This is a genomic window from Anaerolineales bacterium, assembly GCA_016928575.1.
GTDB lineage: Bacteria > Chloroflexota > Anaerolineae > Anaerolineales > RBG-16-64-43 > JAFGKK01.
Genome location: JAFGKK010000092.1, coordinates 1 through 21,132, shown reverse-complemented (window position 1 = coordinate 21,132; position 21,132 = coordinate 1). Strand labels below are relative to the sequence as shown.

Annotated in this window: 17 protein-coding genes and 1 tRNA gene; 7 read left to right on the top strand and 11 right to left on the bottom strand. The window is 62.7% G+C overall.

Going from position 1 to position 21,132, the window contains the following annotated elements:
• Window positions 1–399 (top strand): YjbQ family protein, encoded by a 399-nt coding sequence (locus tag JW929_11785; protein MBN1440080.1) that lies wholly within the window; start codon window positions 1–3, stop codon window positions 397–399.
• Window positions 400–765: 366 nt separating this feature from the next.
• Here JW929_11785 and JW929_11780 read toward each other — a convergent pair whose 3' ends face one another.
• The 3 genes from JW929_11780 to JW929_11770 form a co-directional block, all read right to left on the bottom strand.
• Entirely contained in the window at window positions 766–1,329 is a 564-nt protein-coding gene (locus JW929_11780) for a hypothetical protein (GenBank protein ID MBN1440079.1), read from the bottom strand.
• Between the two features lie 89 nt (window positions 1,330–1,418).
• Window positions 1,419–2,903 (bottom strand): glycosyltransferase family 39 protein, encoded by a 1,485-nt coding sequence (locus JW929_11775; GenBank protein ID MBN1440078.1) that lies wholly within the window; start codon window positions 2,901–2,903, stop codon window positions 1,419–1,421.
• Window positions 2,904–2,915: 12 nt separating this feature from the next.
• A complete protein-coding gene (locus JW929_11770; protein ID MBN1440077.1) occupies window positions 2,916–3,869 on the bottom strand; it encodes a glycosyltransferase family 2 protein in 954 nt (317 codons plus the stop codon).
• A gap of 157 nt (window positions 3,870–4,026) precedes the next feature.
• Between JW929_11770 and fabF the strand changes: the two genes are divergently transcribed.
• Both fabF and JW929_11760 read left to right on the top strand, forming a co-directional pair.
• Entirely contained in the window at window positions 4,027–5,262 is a 1,236-nt protein-coding gene (gene fabF / locus JW929_11765) for a beta-ketoacyl-ACP synthase II (GenBank protein MBN1440076.1), read from the top strand.
• Between the two features lie 8 nt (window positions 5,263–5,270).
• Window positions 5,271–6,377 (top strand): ketoacyl-ACP synthase III, encoded by a 1,107-nt coding sequence (locus JW929_11760; protein ID MBN1440075.1) that lies wholly within the window; start codon window positions 5,271–5,273, stop codon window positions 6,375–6,377.
• A 98-nt stretch (window positions 6,378–6,475) separates the two neighbouring features.
• Here JW929_11760 and JW929_11755 read toward each other — a convergent pair whose 3' ends face one another.
• From JW929_11755 to JW929_11725, 7 genes are all read right to left on the bottom strand, one after another.
• Window positions 6,476–7,462: a hypothetical protein gene (locus tag JW929_11755; protein MBN1440074.1), complete on the bottom strand. Its 987-nt coding sequence runs from the start codon at window positions 7,460–7,462 to the stop codon at window positions 6,476–6,478.
• Window positions 7,463–7,466: 4 nt separating this feature from the next.
• Window positions 7,467–8,168, bottom strand: coding sequence for a hypothetical protein (locus JW929_11750; GenBank protein ID MBN1440073.1), 702 nt, complete (start codon window positions 8,166–8,168; stop codon window positions 7,467–7,469).
• A gap of 140 nt (window positions 8,169–8,308) precedes the next feature.
• Window positions 8,309–10,483, bottom strand: coding sequence for a peptide ABC transporter substrate-binding protein (locus JW929_11745; protein ID MBN1440072.1), 2,175 nt, complete (start codon window positions 10,481–10,483; stop codon window positions 8,309–8,311).
• On the bottom strand, window positions 10,480–11,862 hold the full coding sequence (locus JW929_11740) for a hypothetical protein (GenBank protein MBN1440071.1): 1,383 nt from the start codon (window positions 11,860–11,862) through the stop codon (window positions 10,480–10,482). Before JW929_11740 ends, JW929_11745 begins: the two co-directional genes overlap by 4 nt.
• A complete protein-coding gene (gene tgt / locus JW929_11735) occupies window positions 11,859–12,977 on the bottom strand; it encodes a tRNA guanosine(34) transglycosylase Tgt (protein ID MBN1440070.1) in 1,119 nt (372 codons plus the stop codon). Before tgt ends, JW929_11740 begins: the two co-directional genes overlap by 4 nt.
• Window positions 12,978–12,979: 2 nt before the next feature.
• Entirely contained in the window at window positions 12,980–14,773 is a 1,794-nt protein-coding gene (locus JW929_11730; protein MBN1440069.1) for an SLC13 family permease, read from the bottom strand.
• 74 nt (window positions 14,774–14,847) lie between these two features.
• On the bottom strand, window positions 14,848–16,167 hold the full coding sequence (locus JW929_11725; GenBank protein ID MBN1440068.1) for a hypothetical protein: 1,320 nt from the start codon (window positions 16,165–16,167) through the stop codon (window positions 14,848–14,850).
• Between the two features lie 883 nt (window positions 16,168–17,050).
• On the opposite strand from JW929_11725, the gene JW929_11720 reads away from it, so the two are divergent.
• The 4 genes from JW929_11720 to JW929_11705 all read left to right on the top strand — a co-directional run bounded on the left by JW929_11720 (window position 17,051) and on the right by JW929_11705 (window position 20,955).
• Window positions 17,051–17,126, top strand: a tRNA-Lys gene (locus JW929_11720).
• 202 nt (window positions 17,127–17,328) lie between these two features.
• The gene (rho, locus tag JW929_11715) at window positions 17,329–18,609 is read left to right on the top strand and encodes a transcription termination factor Rho (GenBank protein MBN1440067.1); all 1,281 of its coding nucleotides are present in this window, start codon (window positions 17,329–17,331) and stop codon (window positions 18,607–18,609) included.
• Window positions 18,609–19,709 carry a peptidoglycan DD-metalloendopeptidase family protein gene (locus tag JW929_11710; GenBank protein MBN1440066.1) on the top strand — a complete coding sequence of 367 codons (1,101 nt, stop codon included), beginning with the start codon at window positions 18,609–18,611 and terminating at the stop codon, window positions 19,707–19,709. Before rho ends, JW929_11710 begins: the two co-directional genes overlap by 1 nt.
• Before the next feature lie 70 nt (window positions 19,710–19,779).
• Window positions 19,780–20,955, top strand: a complete 1,176-nt coding sequence (locus JW929_11705; protein MBN1440065.1) for a peptidoglycan DD-metalloendopeptidase family protein — start codon at window positions 19,780–19,782, stop codon at window positions 20,953–20,955.
• Here the strand turns inward: JW929_11705 and JW929_11700 are convergent.
• Window positions 20,943–21,132 (bottom strand): hypothetical protein (locus tag JW929_11700; protein ID MBN1440064.1); only part of this gene is annotated, 190 nt, incomplete at its 5' end. The genes JW929_11705 and JW929_11700 overlap by 13 nt on opposite strands.

Below are 21,132 nucleotides of genomic sequence, written 5' to 3'. Positions count from 1 at the left end.
ATGCCCGTCCTCCGATTCTCCTCGCGCGCCTCTCAGCAGTTGCTCGACATCACCGGTGCGGTGCAATCCGAGGTCGGGAAAAGCGGGGTCATGAACGGCGTGTGCTTCCTGTTCCTGCCGCACACGACCGCGGCCCTCACCCTAAACGAGAATTGGGATCCGGACGTGCGGGCGGACATCCTCCACACCCTCGAACATCAAACCGCTCCCGCCGATCCGGCGCACCGCCATGAAGAAGGCAACTCCGCCGCTCACGTCCGTTCCTCCCTGCTGGGCGCCAGCCTATCCCTGCCGATCGAAGACGGACGATTGGCGTTGGGATCGTGGCAGGGCGTGTACCTGGCGGAATTCGACGGTCCCCGTGAGCGGCGGGTCGTTCTAAAAATGCTGGAATGTTGAATTCGCGTAGAAAACCCAATCCTGCGTGGGCCCAGCCATTCCGCCGCACCGGCCCCGAAAAAGCAACGAAAAAAAATGGTTACTACCCGGCTGGCGATCGTCATGCCGGCGCCCGTCCTCGTTGTGTTCTTCGTCGGGGGTGAACTTAGCCGGCATCCAGTAAATCTTCAATAAATCATGGACCCCGGCTTCGAACCCCGCTTCCTCCGCTTCCCCCGCTTCGCGAGGGCAGGCGCGAGGGCAGGCGCGAGGGCAGGCGCGAGGTAGCCACGCCGGGGTGACGGACAAAACCAATAATACCCGTAATGGTATGCTGAGATTATTCTGTCGAAATATGCTGCCTGAGCAGTCGGAGAGTATGTTGGTTTATTCGGGTTTTTTCGGTGTTTGTCCGTGCATCCTCGTGGATTCAAACAAGGCATCCATCGCGTCTGCCCAGGGGGAAAAATCCTCCGGTCCGAACCCCCTCACCTCCGGATACCCCCGATCGCGAAGCGCACGCCACAAACTCTTCCGGTCCGCCGTTGGAATCGCCAGTCCGCCAACCTCCTCCGAATTCAGCAGCCGCTCCCCCGTGGTGTAAAAAAACGTCAACCGCCGCCAGGTTCGTGAGACAACCGGACGCGCAAGGGTTTCCAGCGGCCCCAATTGCAGTTTGTAGTATTCCTCCCGCGCCCGCGGATGATTTTCTTCATCCTGGAACAACTCTGCCCGCCGCACCAATTCCACCCCGCAGACCCGCGCATACCGGCGGATGCTCCAACGCTCCTCGGCAAACGCCGCTGTCTGATAGAACGCGACCGCGTCCACGGAGACGAGTTTCGGCGCCGACCGCAGCGGAATGCGGTACCACCCCAGCAACCGAACGACTTCGAGATCGCGGCGGTTGTTGAGTATGGCGACAAGAACAAGATCGGTTGGCTCAAGCATGGCTCCCCCTTTGCCTATCGCGAATTCCATCTGTTTCCATTGTATCCGAATCCGGGGCGCCGCACCATCCGGCCGCCGGGCCCCGGCGGTCATCCCTTTGCCGGTTTCATCACCAAGACGACCACTCCGCGGTAATCGTTTTCCTTCGACAGCAAGATGAAGCTCTCTTCCATCCACGCCGCCACGCGCGGATCGTGGTCCTCCGCCCAGGCCGGAATTTCCGTGCCGAAGCTGTGCGCCGACTGCGCCGGAAACCAATACACCAAAAAAAACCTGCCCGCTCCCGGTTCGATTTCAGGCAAGGTCACGTGAGAATTGGTCTCCAGGACATACCAATTCCGGTCCAAAACCTGGTAATACTGCAATGGAACCGCCACTTGAAACAGGCGGACCAGAAGGACGTCGCCGGACTGGAACTGCGAACGGATGGATTGCGCCGCCTCGCGCCAACCCTCTTTCCGGTATCCTTCCGCCGGCCCATGGATCCCGAGAACGCCCGGAATCATGGCTCCCACCAAGAGAGTCGGAAAAAACCAACGCTTCCATCCCCGCAGGGACCCCGCTCCGACCGACGCCAGGAAGGCGGCGGCGGGAAGCGAGAGGATCAGGTACCGGTCGATGTAAATCGGAATCTTCTGGGAGAGGACCCAAGCCATCAGGACCGGAATTCCAAGCCAGAAAAACCCGAAGCGGACCGCCTCCGTATGCGCGGCGCTCCTCGCCGCCGCGGTAAACAGCAGGAGCAAGGCGAGCCCCACCGTGACGGCGGCGAGATTCCACTGCCCGCCGTTCGCCGCAAAAAAATTCACCATCGTCAGGACCGGATCCATCCAGCCCGGCTTGGAAATCCATCCGATTCCAAACGATCCGTTCTCCCTTTGCAGGAGGATGCCGCCCCAGACCGCCAGCGGAGCCAGGGCCGCGGCCTGCCCGGCGAGAAACGGAATCCACACACGCAGATGGTCCCGCCAACCCAGGATCAGGAAAAAAGCCTCGGCCAACAGCAGGAACACGCCGAAATAATGCGTCCCGTACAAAAGCGCATGCGAGAAGATAAACCCGAGGAAAGCGCCGGCTGCCGGCCGATGCAGGTATTCCCAGAAGAAAAACGCCGCCGCCACCGCCGCCAGGCACTCCAGCGAATACATGCGCGCGTCCATGGAATGCCAGATCAGAAAGGGCGACGCCCCGAGGAACGCGGCCGACACCAGCGCCTCCCGCTCCCCGGTCATCCGCCGGACCAAAAGGTAAAGGATCCACACCGCAACGCCTCCGCCGATCGCGGAGGGCAGCCTCAGACTCACTTCCGAATCGCCGAAGAGCCGGACCCACGCCGCCATCAGCACGTAATACAACGGCGGGTGGACTCCGTCGGTGATCAGGAACTGCACCATCTCTGCCGGAGGCCGCCGGACGACGAATGCGGTGTAGGCCTCGTCGAACCACAAACCCTGCCGGCCGAGGTTGACCAGCCGGAGGAGAAAGGCCGCCAGACACACGGCCGGAAAGGCCCATGTTGTCTGGGCCTTGGGATTGTAAAACGGCGTCCGGCGGTTGGGGAATGAGGAGGCCATTGGGGTTCCGGACTACTTCTTCTGCTTTGCGGAAGCCCTGCCATCGAGGTCGTCGCGGGTGACATACAACGGCCGGCCCTTCGCCTCGTCATAGATCCGCCCGATGTATTCCCCGAGGATTCCCACGCAAATCAATTGCACGCCGCCCAGGAACAGCACCGAGATCAGCGTGGTTGCTTGTCCGAAGAAGGCGGCCGATCCGGTGAGGCGCAGCACGACAACGAGCGGAATCGCCGCCGCCGCGGCGACCGCGCAGAGGAAGCCCAGGTAGCTTGCGAGTTGGAGCGGGAAATAGGAAAACGACGTGATCGCATTCAGCGCCAGACGCACCATCTTGTTGAACGGGTATTTGGTCTTCCCCGCAAAACGGGCATGGCGCTTGTAGGGGACGCCGATTTGCCGGAAGCCCACCCACGACGCCATCCCCCGCAAAAAGCGGTGCCGTTCCCGCATCCGGCGCATGACGGCGACCACTTTATGGTCCAACAACCGGAAGTCGCCGGTGTCGAGCGGAATTTGGATGTCGGTGATCCGGAAGATCAGCCGGTAAAAGATTTTCGCCGTGGTTTCCTTTATCCAGGTTTCCCCTTCCCGCTCCGAACGAACGGCGTACACCACCTCGTAGCCTTCCCGCCACTTGGCGATCAACTCCGGGATCACTTCCGGAGGATCCTGCAGGTCGGCGTCGATCACGATCACCGCCCGCCCCGCGGCGGAGTCCAGCCCGGCTGTGACCGCAATCTGGTGGCCGAAATTTCTGGCGAAGTCGACCACCCAAACCCGCGGATCCTTCTTAGCGAAGCTTTTCAGCAGATCGGTGGAGGCATCGGTGCTGCCGTCGTTGACGTAGAGAAATTCCCAATTCCCCCCGGCGCCTTCGCTCATCCGAACCAGCCGACGGTGGAATTCGGGAAGGCTTTCTTCCTCGTTAAATACCGGGATGACGATTGAAAAATTCGGCTTCATACAGACGCCCTCCCACTCGTTCACTCCGCCGCGATGTAGTATAAACCATCCGGATGCCTCCCGCAAATTTCCGGCCAAGAATCCGGCATCGATCTTCCGCGGGCGGTGTTAAAGCAGTAAAATCGCGGCTTGGAGAGGGAACGTGAAAAGACGAGTTATGGTGACCGGGCTGGGAATTATTTGCCCGGTGGGAAACAACATCGACAGAGCCTGGGAGGGAATATGCGCCGGCCGTTCCGGCGTGGACGCCATCACCGCATTTGATCCGTCTTCCTTTAAGACCAGGATCGCGGCCGAAGTCAAGGGATTCGATCCGGCGGCCATCCTCGGGCGCAAGGAAGCGCGCCGCGCGGACCGCTACGCGCAATTCGCGATGGCGGCGGTGACCGAAGCCGTCCGGAACGCCGCCTTGCCCGTGCCCCTCCCCGCTCCCGAACGGACGGGAGTGTTCATCAGCAGTGCGACCGGCGGGATGCGGACGCTCGACAGCGAAGGCGAAACCCTGCGGCGCAGCGGTCCGAACCGCGTCAGCCCGTTCCTGGTGCCGATGATGCTGTCCGACAACGCCGCGGGGCTGGCGGCGATTCACATCGGGGCGCGGGGCCCAAACCTGAGCATCGCCTCCGCCTGCGCCAGCGCCGCCAATGCTATCGGCGAGGCGGCGGAGGTCATCCGCCGCGGCGCGGCCGACGTGATGATCGCCGGCGGTGCGGAGGCGGCCGTCATCCCCATCGCCGTCGCCGGCTTCAGCGTGATGGGCACGCTCTCGGAGCGCAACGATGCGCCGGCGGCGGCCTCCCGTCCGTTCGACCGGGACCGCGACGGATTCATCATCGGCGAGGGCGCGGGAATTCTCATCCTCGAGGAACTCGATTTCGCCCGCGCGCGCGGAGCGCCCCTGCTGGCGGAACTCGCCGGCTACGGGACGACCAACGACGCCCATCACATCTCCGCCCCGCTGGAGGACGGATCTGGAGCCGCCGGGTGCATGCGGCTGGCGCTCGGGCAAGCCGGATTGACTCCTTCCGCGGTGGATTACATCAACGCCCACGGGACTTCCACCCCGCTGAACGACAAATCCGAAACCCGCGCGATCAAAAGCGTGTTCGGCGCCGCGGCGCATTCCGTCGCCATTTCCTCCACAAAATCCATGACCGGCCACCTGCTCGGAGCGGCGGGCGGCATTGAAGCCGTGTTCACCGTCCTGGCACTCCGGGACGGGATTGTTCCGCCGACGATCAACCTGGATTCGCCGGATCCGGAATGCGATCTGGATTACACCCCGCTTCGCCTCAGGAGGAAGCCTCTCCGCACGGCGATGTCGAACTCGTTCGGGTTCGGCGGCCATAATGCCGCCTTGGTATTCACCCGCTTGCCGGAAACCGCCGCCTAAGAGGAAGCATGGCTCGCTACGCACACATCGTGGGCTGGGGCATGAGCGTCCCGCCTCAAGTTCTGACCAACGACGACCTGACGAGGATGGTCGACACCAGCGACGAATGGATCCAAACCATGACCGGGATCCGCGAACGGCACATCGCCGGGCCGCGGGAATCCACCGCCACGCTGGCGGCGGACGCCGCAATTCAGGCGCTCAACATCGCCGGTGTTCCCGCGCGCCGCATCGATCTGATCATCGTCGCCACCAGCCTTCCCGAGTACTTGTTTCCCTCCACCGCCTGCGTCGTCCAGGACCAGTTGGGCGCCAGCAACGCCGCGGCCTTCGACCTCTCGGCGGCCTGCTCCGGCTTCCCCTACGCGCTGGCGGTGGCGTCGCAGATGATCGTCGGCGGCGTCTATTCCACCGCGCTGGTCATCGGTTCGGAAACCCTGTCCCGCATGATCGACTGGAACGACCGGTCCACCTGCGTGCTGTTCGGCGACGGCGCCGGGGCGGTCGTCCTGCAGGCCGGTGAAAAACCCGGGGGCGTCCTCTCCTTCTCGCTCGGCTCCGACGGCTCCGGGGGCGACTTGCTGATGGTTCCGGCCGGCGGAAGCCGCATGCCGGCTTCGCTGGAAACCCTCGAAGACAACAAGCACGCGATCGTGATGAACGGCCGGGGCGTTTACCGGTTCGCCACCCGCGTGATCGCATCCTCCATCCGCGAAGTAGTCGCCAAAGCCGGGCTGGCCTTGGAGGACATCCGCCTGATCATCCCCCACCAGGCCAACCGCCGGATCATCGAGTCCTCCGCCAAGGAGTTGAACCTGCCGATGGACCGGTTCGTGATGAACATCGACCGCTTCGGCAATACCTCCGCGGCGTCCATCCCCATCGCCCTCTGCGAAGCCGTGTCGGCCGGACAACTCCGGCCCGGCGACAACATCGTCATGGTCGCTTTCGGCGCCGGACTCACGTGGGGCTCGGTCGTGGCGAAGTGGGTTTCCTCCGTCCGCAGGAAAGGCCGCCGTCTGCCGTGGTCGGACCGCTGGTTCGCGCGCGCCCGTTCGGCCGCGCGCCGAACCCGCCGCAGGATTGAGGAGATTATCTGGGGAAAAAACGAATAAGCACAGCCTTCCGCACCTTTTGCTTTGCCTCTCAGCGCTTCCGCGCCCCGGCGCTCGGCGATGCCCCCCCCCGTCAGGATCATCCTTCCGCGCGGCGGCTATCCCTTCCGATGTTTCGCGGCCGCTTTCAGGCAGGTGCGGGGAGCGATGATCGGCGTCACGCAGCCGGTTCCCAAAATAAGGCGCCTGCCCTTCATCTGCCGGATTGCATCCTGGGCCTCGGAGTCGATCTTCTTTTCGTTTCCCAGCGCCATCGTTTCCCATTGCCGCCAGCCGCCGCAAACCGTCTTCCGCGATTTCTGATATCCGTTTTCCAACGACGGTCCGGATTCCCGGTCGTGCCAGTTGACCACCTGGACGGGGTATTCCTGGGCGAGGGAAAAATACACCTTCAGCCCGTGCAGGTGCAGGACGTTCAACCAGGCGCTGCGGGCGGCGCGCAGAATGGTCTGATCGTCCTTCACCGCCCAGCGGCGGTATTCCTCTTCTCCGGGAAAGGCGGCGTTGGCGTGCTGGACGGCAAAGAAGACACCGTCGATCCCCGTTTCCAAGCTGGCTTCCACGAACAACACCGTCGACCGGGCGATGATGTCCAAGCCCTCCCGGAGCGCGTCGGGATAGCGGATTAAATGCTCCTTCAGCCGGTCCGGCCCGCACAGGTGCTTGGCCTGCGCCAGCGGGTTGAACACCGTTTGCAGAACCGGAACGGTTCCACCCTTGCGGCGGACGATTTCCTTCAAGCAAGCCAACTGATTTCCCAGCGCCCCTTTGACCGGATCCAGGATTTTCAGCCGCTTCCAATCGCCCGGTTTTTGGACGACATCCCGGGTATACGTCCTCGTCCCCTCGGTGTTGCCTTCCCACACATCCTGCACTCCCCAATCCTTCAGGCAGAAGGAGGACGCCGGCGTCACTTTAATCAGGTCCAGGCCGAACTCCTCCTGGAATGCAATCGACGATTCCGCCAGCGCGCGGGGATCTTGGTCGTCAACGGGAAAATGACGCCACAGGGCCACCGGGATCCGGTCCGGCTTCTCTCCCGCCAGGACCATCCGAATTCTGTCCGAGGAGCTTAGGGTTTCCATGGATCTACTCCCATGATTGTGTTTGCATTAACACAGCTTGGCCGGCCGGAGATTGCATCCAGCCCGCGAACTCGAGTATTTCCCGGCTGGATTCCGACTCCGCCGTCAGGTACAAGGGAAGGCGGAAGGGATACCCGCCGGAAAGCACCTGCGCATACCCTGCGGCAACCCCGCCAACCGTCACAAACCTGATTCCTATCGAGCGATAAAACCCCGGCAAATAGCCGATTGCCGATGGATCCGCCGCGACCTCCGCGGCCATTGCCTCCAGGGTCGGGACGATTTGCGCGCCGGGCGCCAGACGGCTGCCCGTCAACACCGCCATCCCGAAAGCCGCTCCCCACCCCGCCTGCGGATCGAACGCCAGTGCATGGATTTTTCCCGCGATCCCGCCGATCTCCTCCCAGGCGTCGATCCGTCCGAGGTAGATCCCCCGGGCCTGCAGGGACGAGAGATCCCCGACGGGATTCTCCGGATGGACAGCGAAACGGATTCCGACCCATCCGACGCGCGCCGACCAATCATCCGGCGGCGGCTCTTCCCAATCCAAAACACCCGCCGCCTGTCCGCTCTCCAGCGCCGTTTGGATTGCAGGGTAATCCAAAATGGCCGTCGACAAGAGAACCCCCTGCCCGTTGGCCCGGTTGAACTCCTCCACCAGAACCGCGGCAATCGGTTCGAGATCCGGTTCAACGGCGATCCTCAAGACGGAATCCTCCCCACCCTGGGCGGACCGGCAGCCGCAAAGCAATCCGCCGACCATGACCGCGGCGGCGATTCCTCCGAACGGGGCTACGCCAGTTCGCCTTCTTGGGCATTCGGAGCAGGCCGAGCGGTTAAGCCTCATCAATCCGAAAGGATCCAAAGCCGGTGATGTTGGGCTACGGTGATCGGCACGGGGACGTACCCCATGACCCGCGTCTTCCAAACGGCGTAGGTCGGTCCGGCGTAGGCGAGAATCAGTATCGGGGCATCGTCATAGAGAATCCGGTCCGCCTGATGGTACAGGTCCGTCCGCCGGAACCAATCCGTTTCCACCGCCGCGGAATCCAGCAAGGCATCCAGGGAATCGTTCCGGTAGCCGCAGGACAAATCGGCCTGGCTTCCGTGGAACAGAAAGCCGTAAAAACTGTCTGGATCGGGGTAGGCCGCGCAATGACGGGAGAGGATCATCTGCATGTCCGGGTCCCCCCCCAGCCACTTGCGGTACTCCTCCTCCGCCAGTCCTTCCACCCGGATGTCTATCCCCAGGGCGTTTTCCCAGGAGTCTACCAAGAACTCCATGGAATGCTCGAATTCGCCCCCCCAGCTTGGAAGAACGAACCGGATCTCCGGATACGGATCCGTTCCGTCGTAGTACCGGGATCGGGCCAGCAGGGCCCTGGCTTGGTCCGGATCGTACACGGGCCAGGCGTAGTCCGCCGAATAGCCCCGCATCCCCGGAGGAAGAATGCCGGATCCGGGCAGATCCCCCTCCTCGGCGGTCACCTCGGCATACACTTCGCGGTCGATCGACAGGGAGAACGCTTGACGGACCAAAGGATCGTCGAACGGGGCAATCTCGGTGTTGAAGCGGATGAATTTCGTGCACAAATTCCGCTCAACCGAAACCGCCCCGAACATTTCGTCGTGCGGATTGCCGACGGCCGGCAGCATTTCGGAGGGGACAGTCATCCGGTCGATCTTTCCGCTGCGGAACAGGCTTTCCGCCGATGAGGCGGTGATCCAGTAAATTATGTAGCGCAGTTTCGAAGGAGCGCCGTAGTAATTGCCGTTGGTTTCCAGGAGGACGCTTCGCTGATGCACCCGTTGCGCCATCCGAAAAGGGCCGGTGCCGTTGGGATTGAACTCCCAATTCGGCAGCCGCACGTTGTAGCGGTCCACGATCCATGACGTCGGATAGGCCAGCTTTTCCAGAAAAAAAGGAACCGGAGCGTTGAGGGTCACTTGCAGCGTTTGCGGGTCGACGATGCGGATGCCGGGAATCGAATCGGCGGTTCCGGCCCGATATTCGCGGAGTCCGGCGATGTCGCCCAGATACCGAACGGCCGTCGTCGAACGCAATCCGGGACTGGCCGCCCGCAGCCAGCTGTACAAGACGTCGTCCGCCGTCACGGGGCGTCCGTTGTGGAATCTCGCCCTCTCCCGCAGGTGAAAGGTGTAGGTCCTGCCGTCGGGCGTGACATCCCAGCGTTCCGCCAGCTCCGGACGGATGTTCAGCGACGTGTCGAGCGCCACCAATCCGCTGAAGAGATCGCCGACGGCGCCGCCCGGGCCTTCCTGAGTCAGGGCGGGATCCAGCGTGGCCGGTTCCTCCAGGAGAAGCTGGAGGGCGTTTTCCTTTGCCACGTCCTCGGTTCGCCGTTCCTCGAATCGGATGGATTCCGCAGCTTTCAGGAATTCCACGGTGAAGGCGTCCGGAGAACGGGCCCGGTCCGGATAGGCCGCCAGGACATACACGTTTTCGCCGCGCAGGAAAGCGATCAGTTCGACCGCTTCCCGCAGGCCGTGGGCGCTGTCGGCGATCAGGGTTCCGGATAGCCGCCATCCATCCGTTCCCTCGGCTGCCGGAAAAGCCCCCTCTTCCGCGACGGTGATCCGGCGGGCGGCCATCCAGTCAAGCTCGGAAAACGACCTCATCGATTGCCGAAGGTCCTTTTCCTTTCCAAGCTTTTTCAGCAAATAGAACGCCGCCACCGCCGGTCCCCCGCGAATTTCGGAAACGCTGTCCACTTCCCGGCCGGAATCCGGGTTTTGGTTGTATTGCCATTCGACCGGCACGGCAAGGGAAAAATCGCCCTCCGGGGAAAAGTAGCGGGAAGCGAATTCAGAAGCGTCTTTTCCGATCTCCTCGAGGTAGATTCGTGCGGAAAACGAAGCCGGCGTCGGTGCGGGGACGTCCGAGGGCATCGTCGCGGGCGGAGGATTTGTGAAGCCACCCGCGCATCCCGCGCCGGAGACCGCAAGCAGAACGGCGGCCGCATGGCGGAGAATTCTTCCGGGATTCCGTTCCGGTTTCATGCCCGGCGCCTTGGATCGGCGGCGGAACGCGCACCCCGCACGCAAGCAATCAGGACAACGGCGGACCCGAGCCCCGTCAGGCAGATCCCCATCAACAGGCAGACCGCCATCCAGAATTCCGAAAAAACCGTTCTGGTAGGATCCTCCGTCTCGGCGTCAGCCGCAACGGCCGCCGGCGCCGTGGGGGTCGGCATCGGCGTGGATTCCGCCAGCGACAAGATGGAAGGCGGCAACGTGCTTTCCGGCATGGCAAGGGTCGGGGCCGCGGCGGATGACTTCTGCATCGGATCCGCTCCGATGGCTTTCCGCCAGGCTTCCTCCAGGCCGTCCATATCCACCCCCAGCGCATCGATCAGCGAATAATCGTAAGAGTATCCCCGGCCGAGCGTTTGCAGCAGGCGCCGGATCTCCTCCTGACCGTATTCCCCGATCATGAACGAAACCACCGAATAGGACTCGGCGTAGGTCAGAATCGGATCTCCTTCGACCATCTGATATTCATCGCTGATCGAACGCAGGGAAAACAGGCGGTCGTAATAGATCGCGTCGACCAGCGCCTCGCCGTAGACCGCTTCCTGCTCCCCTTCCGCGTACATGGCGATGCCCTCGTTCAGCCAGAGCGGGATCGAGGCCCAGCACCCCCCCATGATGCTGTCGACCGCAGTATGCGCCAATTCATGGGAGATGGTGGCCTTCCCCCAGGCTTCATTTCCCGGATCGATCCCGATCATGATCGTGCGTTGGTTGGCATCGAACGACAATCCGCCGATCCACTCCGGTTCGCCTTCGAGGGCTTCTTTTAAGTCCCGATTGGATCCATAGAGGTAAACTCGAATATCCAGGTCCGGCCACGTCCCGACATCCTTGCGCAGCAAATCCCGTGCGGCTTCAGCCGCTTGGAGGAATTCCCGGTTGTAGGCTTCGGTCCCGCGGTACCAATACAGAAGAATGTTCCCCGATTGCAGCACCTTCCAGTCATGGACGTCGTCGATCCATACCATCCAATCCTTCTCGGTCCGGACTTCGCCGCCAGCCGCGTCGACCAGTCGCCAGCGCCACCAGATCCGCATTCCCGGCGGCAGAACGCCCAGGGAGGTTGTTTCCCATGTCCATGCGGCATCGATTCGGCCGGACGGCTCGAAATCTTCCGGGGTCATGATGTTGACGTCGGGCGTGCAATCGCGCCCGATCAGTCCGAATTCCAATTCCACAGTTTGGATCGTCACATCGCTTTCGGCTTCAATCGAGAAGGTGAATTCCGCAGGATAGTCCACATCGACGTCGGAATCCAGGATGCGGATCGCGGCCGGCGGTTTGGGGGCCGCAGCGCCGACCAGGAGAGCGAAGCCGAACAAAAGGAGTCTTCCGGTCCGATTCATGGGATACCGCCGGTCGCGGGGGGGGCCGTCCGGAATTCCCGCAGCAGCGAGGAGAACCTTCCGGCGTGGATGGCTTCCCGAATCTCCGCCGTGAGCGAGAACACGACCGAGAGGTTGTGGATCGAAAGCAGAGTCGCCCCAAGCATTTCCTTGGCTTGGATCAGGTGCCGCAGGTATGCCCGGGAAAAATTTTTGCAAGTATAGCATGGGCAAGCGGGGTCCAGCGGGCGCGGATCCCGGGCGAAGGCCGCGCCCAGCAGGTTCAACCGTCCGCGGCGCAGAATCGCCGCGTGGTGCCGCGCCAAGCGCGTGGGAAGGACGCAGTCAAACATATCCATCCCGCGGGCCGTCGCTTCCACCAGGTCGGCCGGATGGCCGACCCCCATCAGGTAGCGCGGGCGGTCCTCCGGCAGTCCGCGGTCCATCCACTCGAGCACCGCGTGCATCTCGGCCTTGCTTTCGCCCACCGACAACCCGCCGACGGCGACGCCCGGCAGGCCGAGGTTTGAGATGAACCGCGCCGACTCTTCGCGCAGGTCCCGGAACACGCCCCCTTGGACTATTCCGAACAGCGCCTGATCGGAACGGCGGCGCGCCCGCGCCGAACGTTCGGCCCAGGCGTGGGTGCGGCGCATCGCCTCCCGGCTGTAGCCGGGGTCCTGAGGAGCCGCACACTCATCCAAAGGCATGATGATGTCCGCACCCAGGTTTTCCTGGATGGCCACCGCTGATTCCGGCGTTAGACGGTGCAATGACCCGTCGAGATGGGATTTAAAGGTCACACCGTTCTCATCCACTTTGCGGATCGAACGCATGGAAAAAACCTGGAAGCCGCCGGAATCCGTAAGGATCGGTCCCGGCCAGCTCATGAAAGCATGCAATCCGCCCAACCCGGCGATCGCCGCGTCGCCGGGCCGCAGATGCAGATGGTACGTATTCGCCAGCACGAGGGTTGCCCCGGCCGCCTGCAGTTGGTCCGGGGTGAGCGCCTTCACGGTCGCTTGAGTCCCGACCGGCATGAACACCGGGGTGCGGACCTCCCCGTGCGGAGTCTGCAGGATTCCGCAACGGGCCCTTCCCTCGCGGGCCGTTATCCGGAATTCGAACGGGGCCACGTTTACAATCCCCAAAAAACTTTTAATCCGAGGATGATGATCAACAGGGTCAGGAGCGTCAACGGCCCTCCTACTTTCAGGTAGTCCCGGAAGGAATAGCCCCCTGAACCCATCACCAGCATATTCACCGGATGCCCGAGGGGGGTCAGGAACGCCAGCGAACAGCTCAGGGCGATCGCCATGCCGATCGCCCGCGGCTCGGCGCCGACCGAAGCCGCTATGGTCAGGCCGACCGGCGTCAGCACGATCGACGCCACTTGGCTGCCCAACAGCTGGGTCAAAACCAATCCCACCATGATCAGCGCGAGAGCGAGGACGGTGGAACCATATTGCGACGCGCCTCCGATGAGAGGGGCGATGGTGTCGGCCAACCCGGATGAACGAATTGCGATCCCCAACGGCCACATCCCGGCGATGAGAAAGATCGCCTTCCACTCGATGGAGCGGTAGGCGTCGTCCATGGTCAGGCATCCCGCCAGGATCATCAATATCGCGCCCACCAGGCTGATTTCCGCCACAGGCAGCCAGCCGAATGCGGCAATCCCCAGCACCATCAGCAGGATGGCCGCCGCGCGTCCGGCCTTTCGCGGTTGCAGGACGGAATCCGGATCTTCCTCGAGAAGGATAAAATCCCGGTCATCGCGCAGCAATCGTATCCGCAATGGACGCCCCTGGACCAGCAGCGCATCCCCGAACCGCAGAGGGATGTCGGCCAAGCCTTCGCGCAGCGGTTTGCTCTCGCGCCAAATGGCCAGGACATTCAAGCGGTATTTATCCCGGAAATGGATTTCTTTCAAGGTTTTTCCCGCCATGGTCGCCCGGGGGGAAAGCACAACCTCGCCCAGGACGGTGTTCTCGTCGGCCACTTCCTGCGATTCCTTCACCCCGGGGAGGATCTTCAATCCGCACGATTCCATCTCGGAAGGGACGACTTCCCCCTGGACCAGCAGCACATCCCCCTCGCGCACGACCTCCTCCACGCGCGGCCCGAAACGGATTTGGCCGCCGCGGGAAATGCCCAGGATATTGACGCCGAACCGGCGGGCCCAATCTCCTTCCTTGATGTTGATTCCCGACAGGCAGGATCCTTCCAGCACCATGAGTTCGACGAGGTTCTGGCGCAACCCGTACAAGCCGGTCAATTCCGCGCGCAGCCGTTCCGTGCGAGCCTCCTGACCGGCCGGGTAGCGCACCGGCAGGAACCGCCGGCCCGGACCGGTGAGGTACAAGGCCCCGCCGCCGACTACCAAAACTCCGATCGGCAGGAAATCCAACAGGCCGAACGGCCGGTGGCCCGCCAGGCGCAATGCGTCGGAGACGATGATGTTGGACGTGGTCAGCAGGGTGGCCATGCCGCCGAGGATGGTTCCGAAGGCCATCGGCATCAAGAGTTTCGACGGCGGGATCCGCGTCCGGCGGGAGAGGGCGATGACCGCCGGCATGAGCACGCCGGCCGCGGCGATGTTGTTCATGAACAGCGAAAGCAAGGCCGAGGAGATCACGGCGATGAACACCAGCCGCGGCTCGTTGCCCCGGCCCAGACGCGACATCTGCCGGCTGAGGAACTTTGTTACCCCGGATTGATGCAAGCCTTCCGAGACGACCGAGATCGCCAGAATCGTCATGACCGCCGAGCTGGCGAATCCGCTGAACGCTTCCGCCGGCGTGACCAAGCCGGACAGCCCGAGGACCGCCAGGGTGATCATGGCGGTCAGATCCGGCCGCACCCGGCCGTGGATCAGGAGGAGGGAGACTACCGAGAGAATGACGAGCAGGAGGATTTCCGCAGGGGCCATGCCGAGGAGATTATACGCCCAACCTGCCGCCCCGGTTTACCAAAATCCCCGCGAAAATCCGCCCGCGCCGCCCTCTATGAACCGGCGGCCACGACAGGCTCCAGCTGGATCCAGAAGGCGCCGCCGTCGCTCGTATGCACCAGCCCGTATTCACCCCCCTTTTGGACCGCCGCCCATCCCGTCGTATCGGACACGAAATCGAACTGGCCGGTCCAGGTCACCGAGGAAATCTTCCCCCAGCTTTGCCCTCCGTCCTCCGAGCGGTGGATGTCCGCTCCGAGCGCCCAAATCCGAATTCCATCCAGGGTGAACAGGTCTCCCCCGGGATACGCGCGGAAATTCGAAATTCCTCCCAGGGATACGTCGTACAGGAAAGCCGCGTTCGGGTCCTCGGGATTTGCCATATCCGCGCATTCCACCCCCACGAAGGCTGTTTGTCCGAGGACGAATGGCGCGCGCACGGAACACGCGAACCGGTCCGCCGTATACAAATCCGCGGGATCGTGCGGCGCGGGCAGATACACCGGCGACCAATGGGCTCCGGCGTCGGTAGTCTGAAAGAGGAAAGCGCCCGGCCGCACGCCATGGCAGTCGCCGGTCAGCCATCCGTTCGCGCCGTCGGCAAATCCCATCCCGGTCTTTGAACAGCTTTGGATTCCCCCATCGATTCCCGGATCGATCACCCGAGTCCAGCGCGCCCCCCCGTCCGTCGAGCGGTACAGCGCCACGTAATCGTGGTTCATCCCGGCGCCGACGTGCGCCAGAACCCATCCGGACTGCGTTCCGGAGAAAAAAATGTGTGAGACGGAGAAGGTCTCGGTCAGACCGGTTGTGCCGAGAGGCTCGCTGGGCTGCCAGGTGCGGCCTCCGTCGGCTGTCCTCCAAACCAAGACCCGGTCCGGAACGCTGGAGGGAATCAAGGCATGATAGATCACCCAACCCGTTTGCATATCCGCAAAGAATCCGATCGCCGCCATCGAGGAAACGGCGCCCGCGGATTCCGCGGTTTCAGGCGGGGTGACTTCAATCCAAGTGGATCCGCCGTCGTAAGTCCGGAAAACGTGGGCGGCGTTGCCGCTGTGCAGCGGTCCGCCGATTCCCCATCCGTTTTGGGCGTCGATCATTTCCACACGCAGGATGTCGATCGGAGATCCATTCTCCAAGCGGGGCACGGCCAGCGGATCGGCGGTCGGAGTGGAGGTTGCAGTCGCCGTTGCGGCCGGCGCCGTCGCGCTGGGGGCGGTCATCCCGCCGGACGGCAGTGTGACGGCGGCGGAGGGCGCGGCGAAAGTCTCCCACGGAATCGAGGTCTGCTCGCGCTCTGCGTTCAGGTTGCATGCCGCGAGGACAACCAGAACCGTCAGCGCTCCGATGCTTGTCTTTCCGATTTTCATTTCCCGCTCCTTCCCGGCTTGGTTTGCGCCTGACCGTGAAGGATGCCCGTAAACCGGCCGGCGCCTCATGGAGTCGCCCCGCAGCCAAACGGATCCTTCCCGGCATTCGCCGTAGGGTACACAAACCATGCCAGTTGCCGGAGCGGACGGTCATCAAAGCCCGAATCCGGTTGTCTGAGGCGCGGCGCGCCGTTGTATGGTTTTTTCATCTGCCGAAAAAACCTAGACCCGCAGAGCGATTTTCCACCCTCCGCTTTCGTTTCCAACATTTTTTTCAGCTGTCCGAATCAGTCCACTCGTATGCACAGGCGCATAATCCGTTCCGGTTTTGTCTACTCAGTCCGGACTTGGGATGTGATTCTTCGAGAACGCCCTCCGCACTCACGCATCCGCTGTGGCGCCGCTCCGCCCGAGGACAAGCTTTCCCTGTTCTCGACTCTCCCTGCCAACACCCGCTTCCATCGCCTGGCGACAGTGGACGCGGGGAGCGGGGGAAACGGGGTTCGAAGCCGGGATTCAGTGATTTTTGGAAGTTCAATGGACGCCGAAAAAAACCGCCCCCGGCCAAGAACGCACCGAGGGCGGGCGCCGGCATGACGACCACTGACTGAACAGTTGCGTTCACCTTTCCATATGGAATAGGCGAAGCAGGCTTTTCCCCGATCTCCCGCCGCGCATGCCGTCCGCCGTCTGGACCCGCATCTTATTTAGGCGGCAAGGTGCGCCGGACTTGCCGGTGGACGGGACGGTTGGTGCGGAGGATGCTCGCGGCGCGGGTTTTCCGGGGCTTGACACTTCACATGATTCGGGTAAGATTGAGATGCATTTTCACCGCGAAGCCGCCTGCTGAAGCCGAGCAGGTCCGGTAGAATGACAGCAAATTGGCCCACTAGCTCAATCGGTAGAGCAGCTGACTCTTAATCAGTTGGTTGAGGGTTCGAGTCCCCCGTGGGTCACCACGTTTCCTGCCGACCAACTGCCCAGTGTGGTGGATTTAACCATCCCCACCCGAATCCCGGGTGCCGTCCGCGAACCGAAGAATCCTATTCCGGAACACCTTTGAGCGCCTAACCCTTCCCCCTTCTTCGATGACCATAACCGGATCCGGGTATCCGTCCGCAACGTCCGCCCATCCTTCACATCAAGAAATGAGACCGATCGATGAACATCTCCGAACTTGAAAAAACCTCCCTCGTCGATATGCGCCGGATGGCCAAGGAATTTGAAATTCCCGGCGCCGCCCGGATGAAGAAGGAAGACCTCATCCTGCGGTTGCTGCAAGCCAACGCCGAGCGCCAGGGGCTGGAACTGCGCGGCGGCATCCTGGAGATCGTCGACGAAGGAATCGGATTTCTCCGGGCGGACCACTACCTTCCCGGCCAGAACGACATCTACGTCTCCCAGTCGCAGATTCGGCGCTTCAGCCTGCGCACCGGCGACATGGTGATTGGACAGGTGCGGGCGCCGAAGGAGACCGAGAAGTATTACGGCCTGCTGCGGGTGGAGGCGATTAACGGGCTGGATCCCGAAGCCGCCAAGCAACGCCCGATTTTCGAAGACCTGGTGCCGATCTTCCCCGACCAGCGCTTCGACCTGGAAACCGATCCGCATGAACTGACCACCCGCCTGCTCAACCTCGTCGCCCCGATTGGACGCGGCCAGCGCGGGCTGATCGTCTCGCCGCCCAAAGCCGGCAAGACCACCGTGCTCAAGCAGATCGCCAACGCCATCTCGATAAAATATCCGGACGTGCACCTGATGGTGGCGCTGATCGGCGAGCGCCCCGAGGAAGTGACCGACATGGACCGGTCGGTCGACGCCGAAGTGATCGCCTCGACCTTCGACGAGCCGGTAACCTCGCACGTCCGGGTGGCCGAAATCGCCCTCGAACGGGCCAAACGGCTGGTGGAAATCGGCCATCATGTCGTCATTCTGCTGGATTCGATCACCCGCCTCGGACGGGCGTATAATCTGGTTGTCACGCCCTCGGGCCGCACCCTCTCCGGCGGTTTGGATCCGGCGGCGCTGTATCCCCCCAAACGCTTCTTCGGCGCGGCTCGGAACATCGAAGGCGGCGGCTCGCTGACCATCATCGCCACCTGCCTGGTCGATACCGGGTCGCGGCTCGACGACGTGATATACGAGGAGTTTAAGGGCACGGGCAACATGGAACTCTTGCTTTCGCGCAAACTGCAGGAACGGCGGATCTTCCCGGCCTTCGACATCGAACGCTCCTCCACCCGCCGCGAAGAACTCCTGCTCGGCCCGGACATCACGCCGCGGGTCTGGCTGATGCGCCGGATGGTCGCCCAGATGGTCACCCCGCCTCCCGGAGGAGCCGGGATGGACATCACCACCGCCACCGAGGCGATCCTCCAGCGCCTGCAGCAGAGCAGCGACAACATGGAGTTTCTGGAAAACTTGGGCAAGGACAACGTCTGATGGCGAATTCTGTTCCCGCTTTGCAGCCGGAAGAAGAAGTCCCTTCCTACCGCAATTGGCGTTTTTGGGCCGGCAGTTTTGCCGCGTTGGTGTTGGTTTCCGCGGTTGGTTTCTGGGCCTGGAACGCGTTCCACGCCAGACCGTCCGGCCTGCCGGGCGAGACCTCCGTCGCCGCCCCCGGGACCCCGACCGCGGTGGTGGATCCCGGAGCCGAGCTGCCGTCCGTCCCGGGATCTTCGGCCGCCTTCACCCTCTACCGCACCGTCGATCCGCACACGGACATCCCGGAGCGCGGATCCGCCTGGGTGACGGAATACGTCGTCCAGCGGGGCGACAACCTCTCGACCATCGCCTCCAAGTTCGGCCTGCAGTGGCAGACCATCATGTTCGGGAACACCGACACGCTTAAGGACGATCCCAACTTCCTCAAACCCGGGCAGACCCTCTACATCCTCCCCGTCGACGGCGCCTTCTACAAATGGAAGGAGAAGGACACGCTCGAATCCGTTTCCGCGCAATTCCATGTCGAGGTCGAAGCCATCGTGGATTGGCCGGGCAACGAGCTTAATCCGCTCGATCCGGTCGTCCGGCCGGGAACCTGGGTGATCATCCCCGGCGGATGGCGCCCCTTCTCCTGGGAAGTGGCGCCGGTCTCCACCGGGGGGACCAGCCGGACCTACAGCCTGGGGCCTGGGACCTGCGCCGGAAAATACAACGGCACGCCGGGCACCGGAGACTGGATCTGGCCAACCGCCAACCACAACCTCTCCGGATACGATTTCGGCCCGGCGCACCCCGGAATCGACATTTACGTATACATCGGCCAGCCGATCTACGCCTCGCAAGCCGGCGTGATCGTCTTCACCGGGTGGAGTGACCGCGGGTACGGATACCTGGTGATCGTCGACCACCTCAACCAGTGGCATACGTTCTACGCCCACTTGGATTATCCCGCCGTGCAATGCGGCCAGCAGGTTTGGGCCGGATCGCTGGTGGGGTACGGCGGGACCACCGGCAATTCCACCGGACCGCACCTGCATTACGAGATGCGGTTCAATGGCGTTGGGCAAAACCCATGGGGGTTGCTGCCCCCTCCATGATCCCCACCATTCTCTTACGCGGGCTTGACGCCGGATTCCGCCGGGCCTATCATACAATGTCGTAATTTCCATGAGATCCGCAAAACCGTCCTGGCCGTTCCCCCCGAGGAAATCCGAGGATCCGGAGCCTTCGCTCGCGGCCTCGATTTGGGATTCGATCACCCATTCCGGGCTGCGCGCGGTGGCCATGCGCTACGCGGGCCACATGCTGATCCTGCTGATCGTCGCTCTCGGCGCCTGGCTGGCGCGGTCGTCGCTCCTCGAGCTTTTGCCGGCCCGGATCGAAATCAATCCCACCCTCCAGAAGCAGTCGCCGACTCCCGCCTTCCGTGAAACGGCGCTGCTTCCGGAATCCTCCTCCGGCGGTCCCGCGGGGTACGTATCGCGGGCGATCAACTTCACCACCTACCTTCCCGACCATCCGCGTTCGGACGTGGTCGTCTATACCGTCGCCTCCGGCGATACGCTGTTCGGGATCGCCCAAAAATTCAACATAAAGCCGGAAACGATATTCTGGTCGAACCAGAACACGCTGAAGGACAACCCGGACCTGTTGACGCCGGGCATGGAACTCTTCATCCTGCCGGTGGACGGGGTGTATTACCAATGGCAGGATGGAAACCAGCTGGATGCCGTCGCCGAACGGTTCAAGGCGAATATGGTGGACATCATCTCCTGGCCTGGAAACCATCTCGACGCCGATGTCGACCCGAAAAATCCCAAAATCCCGGCCGGGACTTGGCTGATCATCCCCGGCGGCTCCCGCGAATTCGTCCAATGGCAGATCCCAATTCTTCGCCGCACCGACCAGATGCGCTGGGCTTGGGGCGGGCCCGGAGCCTGCCAGGGCCCCTACCTCAGCAGCGCCCAAGGCAGCGGGTATTTCGTCTGGCCGACCGACGGACGGGACACCTCGCGCGGGAACCCGTATTGCGAATGGCACCACGCCATCGACATATCCCTGCAAACCGGCGACAACGTTTACGCCTCTGATTCCGGCGTGGTGGTGTTTTCCGGTTGGAGCACGTGGGGGTACGGCAATCTGATCGTGGTCGATCACGGGAACGGCTGGCAGACGGTCTACGCCCACCTGAGCGTCGTCTATGCCGGCTGCGGCTTCGACGTCTATCGGGGAGAAGTGATCGGTCTGGGCGGCAGCACCGGGAATTCCACCGGACCGCACCTGCATTTCGAGATGCGGAGTGAGGAGCTTGGGCTGGTCAATCCGCTTAATTATTTGCCTTGAGCTTGGATCTCATGGAAAAAGTGTCTGTCGATAAAGTAAATCAATGGTATTTGTGAAAAATTCCCAGCCGGAGGTAGTCCGTCATTCCCGCGTCGGCCCTCGGCGCGTTCTTCGCCGGGGGTGGGTTTAGCGGGAATCCAGGGTTTCCATGGCTGGATGCCCGCTACGAACACCCCC

What these genes read in the sequence shown, in the direction of transcription:
- JW929_11710 (MBN1440066.1), top strand. Translation starts at nt 18,609, where the DNA reads ATGGCGAATTCTGTTCCCGCTTTGCAGCCGGAAGAAGAAGTCCCTTCC.
- JW929_11705 (MBN1440065.1), top strand. Translation starts at nt 19,780, where the DNA reads ATGAGATCCGCAAAACCGTCCTGGCCGTTCCCCCCGAGGAAATCCGAG.
- JW929_11780 (MBN1440079.1), bottom strand. Translation starts at nt 1,329, where the DNA reads ATGCTTGAGCCAACCGATCTTGTTCTTGTCGCCATACTCAACAACCGC.
- JW929_11755 (MBN1440074.1), bottom strand. Translation starts at nt 7,462, where the DNA reads ATGGAAACCCTAAGCTCCTCGGACAGAATTCGGATGGTCCTGGCGGGA.
- JW929_11775 (MBN1440078.1), bottom strand. Translation starts at nt 2,903, where the DNA reads ATGGCCTCCTCATTCCCCAACCGCCGGACGCCGTTTTACAATCCCAAG.
- JW929_11760 (MBN1440075.1), top strand. Translation starts at nt 5,271, where the DNA reads ATGGCTCGCTACGCACACATCGTGGGCTGGGGCATGAGCGTCCCGCCT.
- JW929_11740 (MBN1440071.1), bottom strand. Translation starts at nt 11,862, where the DNA reads ATGAATCGGACCGGAAGACTCCTTTTGTTCGGCTTCGCTCTCCTGGTC.
- JW929_11725 (MBN1440068.1), bottom strand. Translation starts at nt 16,167, where the DNA reads ATGAAAATCGGAAAGACAAGCATCGGAGCGCTGACGGTTCTGGTTGTC.
- fabF (MBN1440076.1), top strand. Translation starts at nt 4,027, where the DNA reads ATGGTGACCGGGCTGGGAATTATTTGCCCGGTGGGAAACAACATCGAC.
- JW929_11730 (MBN1440069.1), bottom strand. Translation starts at nt 14,773, where the DNA reads ATGGCCCCTGCGGAAATCCTCCTGCTCGTCATTCTCTCGGTAGTCTCC.
- rho (MBN1440067.1), top strand. Translation starts at nt 17,329, where the DNA reads ATGAACATCTCCGAACTTGAAAAAACCTCCCTCGTCGATATGCGCCGG.
- JW929_11745 (MBN1440072.1), bottom strand. Translation starts at nt 10,483, where the DNA reads ATGAAACCGGAACGGAATCCCGGAAGAATTCTCCGCCATGCGGCCGCC.
- JW929_11785 (MBN1440080.1), top strand. Translation starts at nt 1, where the DNA reads ATGCCCGTCCTCCGATTCTCCTCGCGCGCCTCTCAGCAGTTGCTCGAC.
- JW929_11770 (MBN1440077.1), bottom strand. Translation starts at nt 3,869, where the DNA reads ATGAAGCCGAATTTTTCAATCGTCATCCCGGTATTTAACGAGGAAGAA.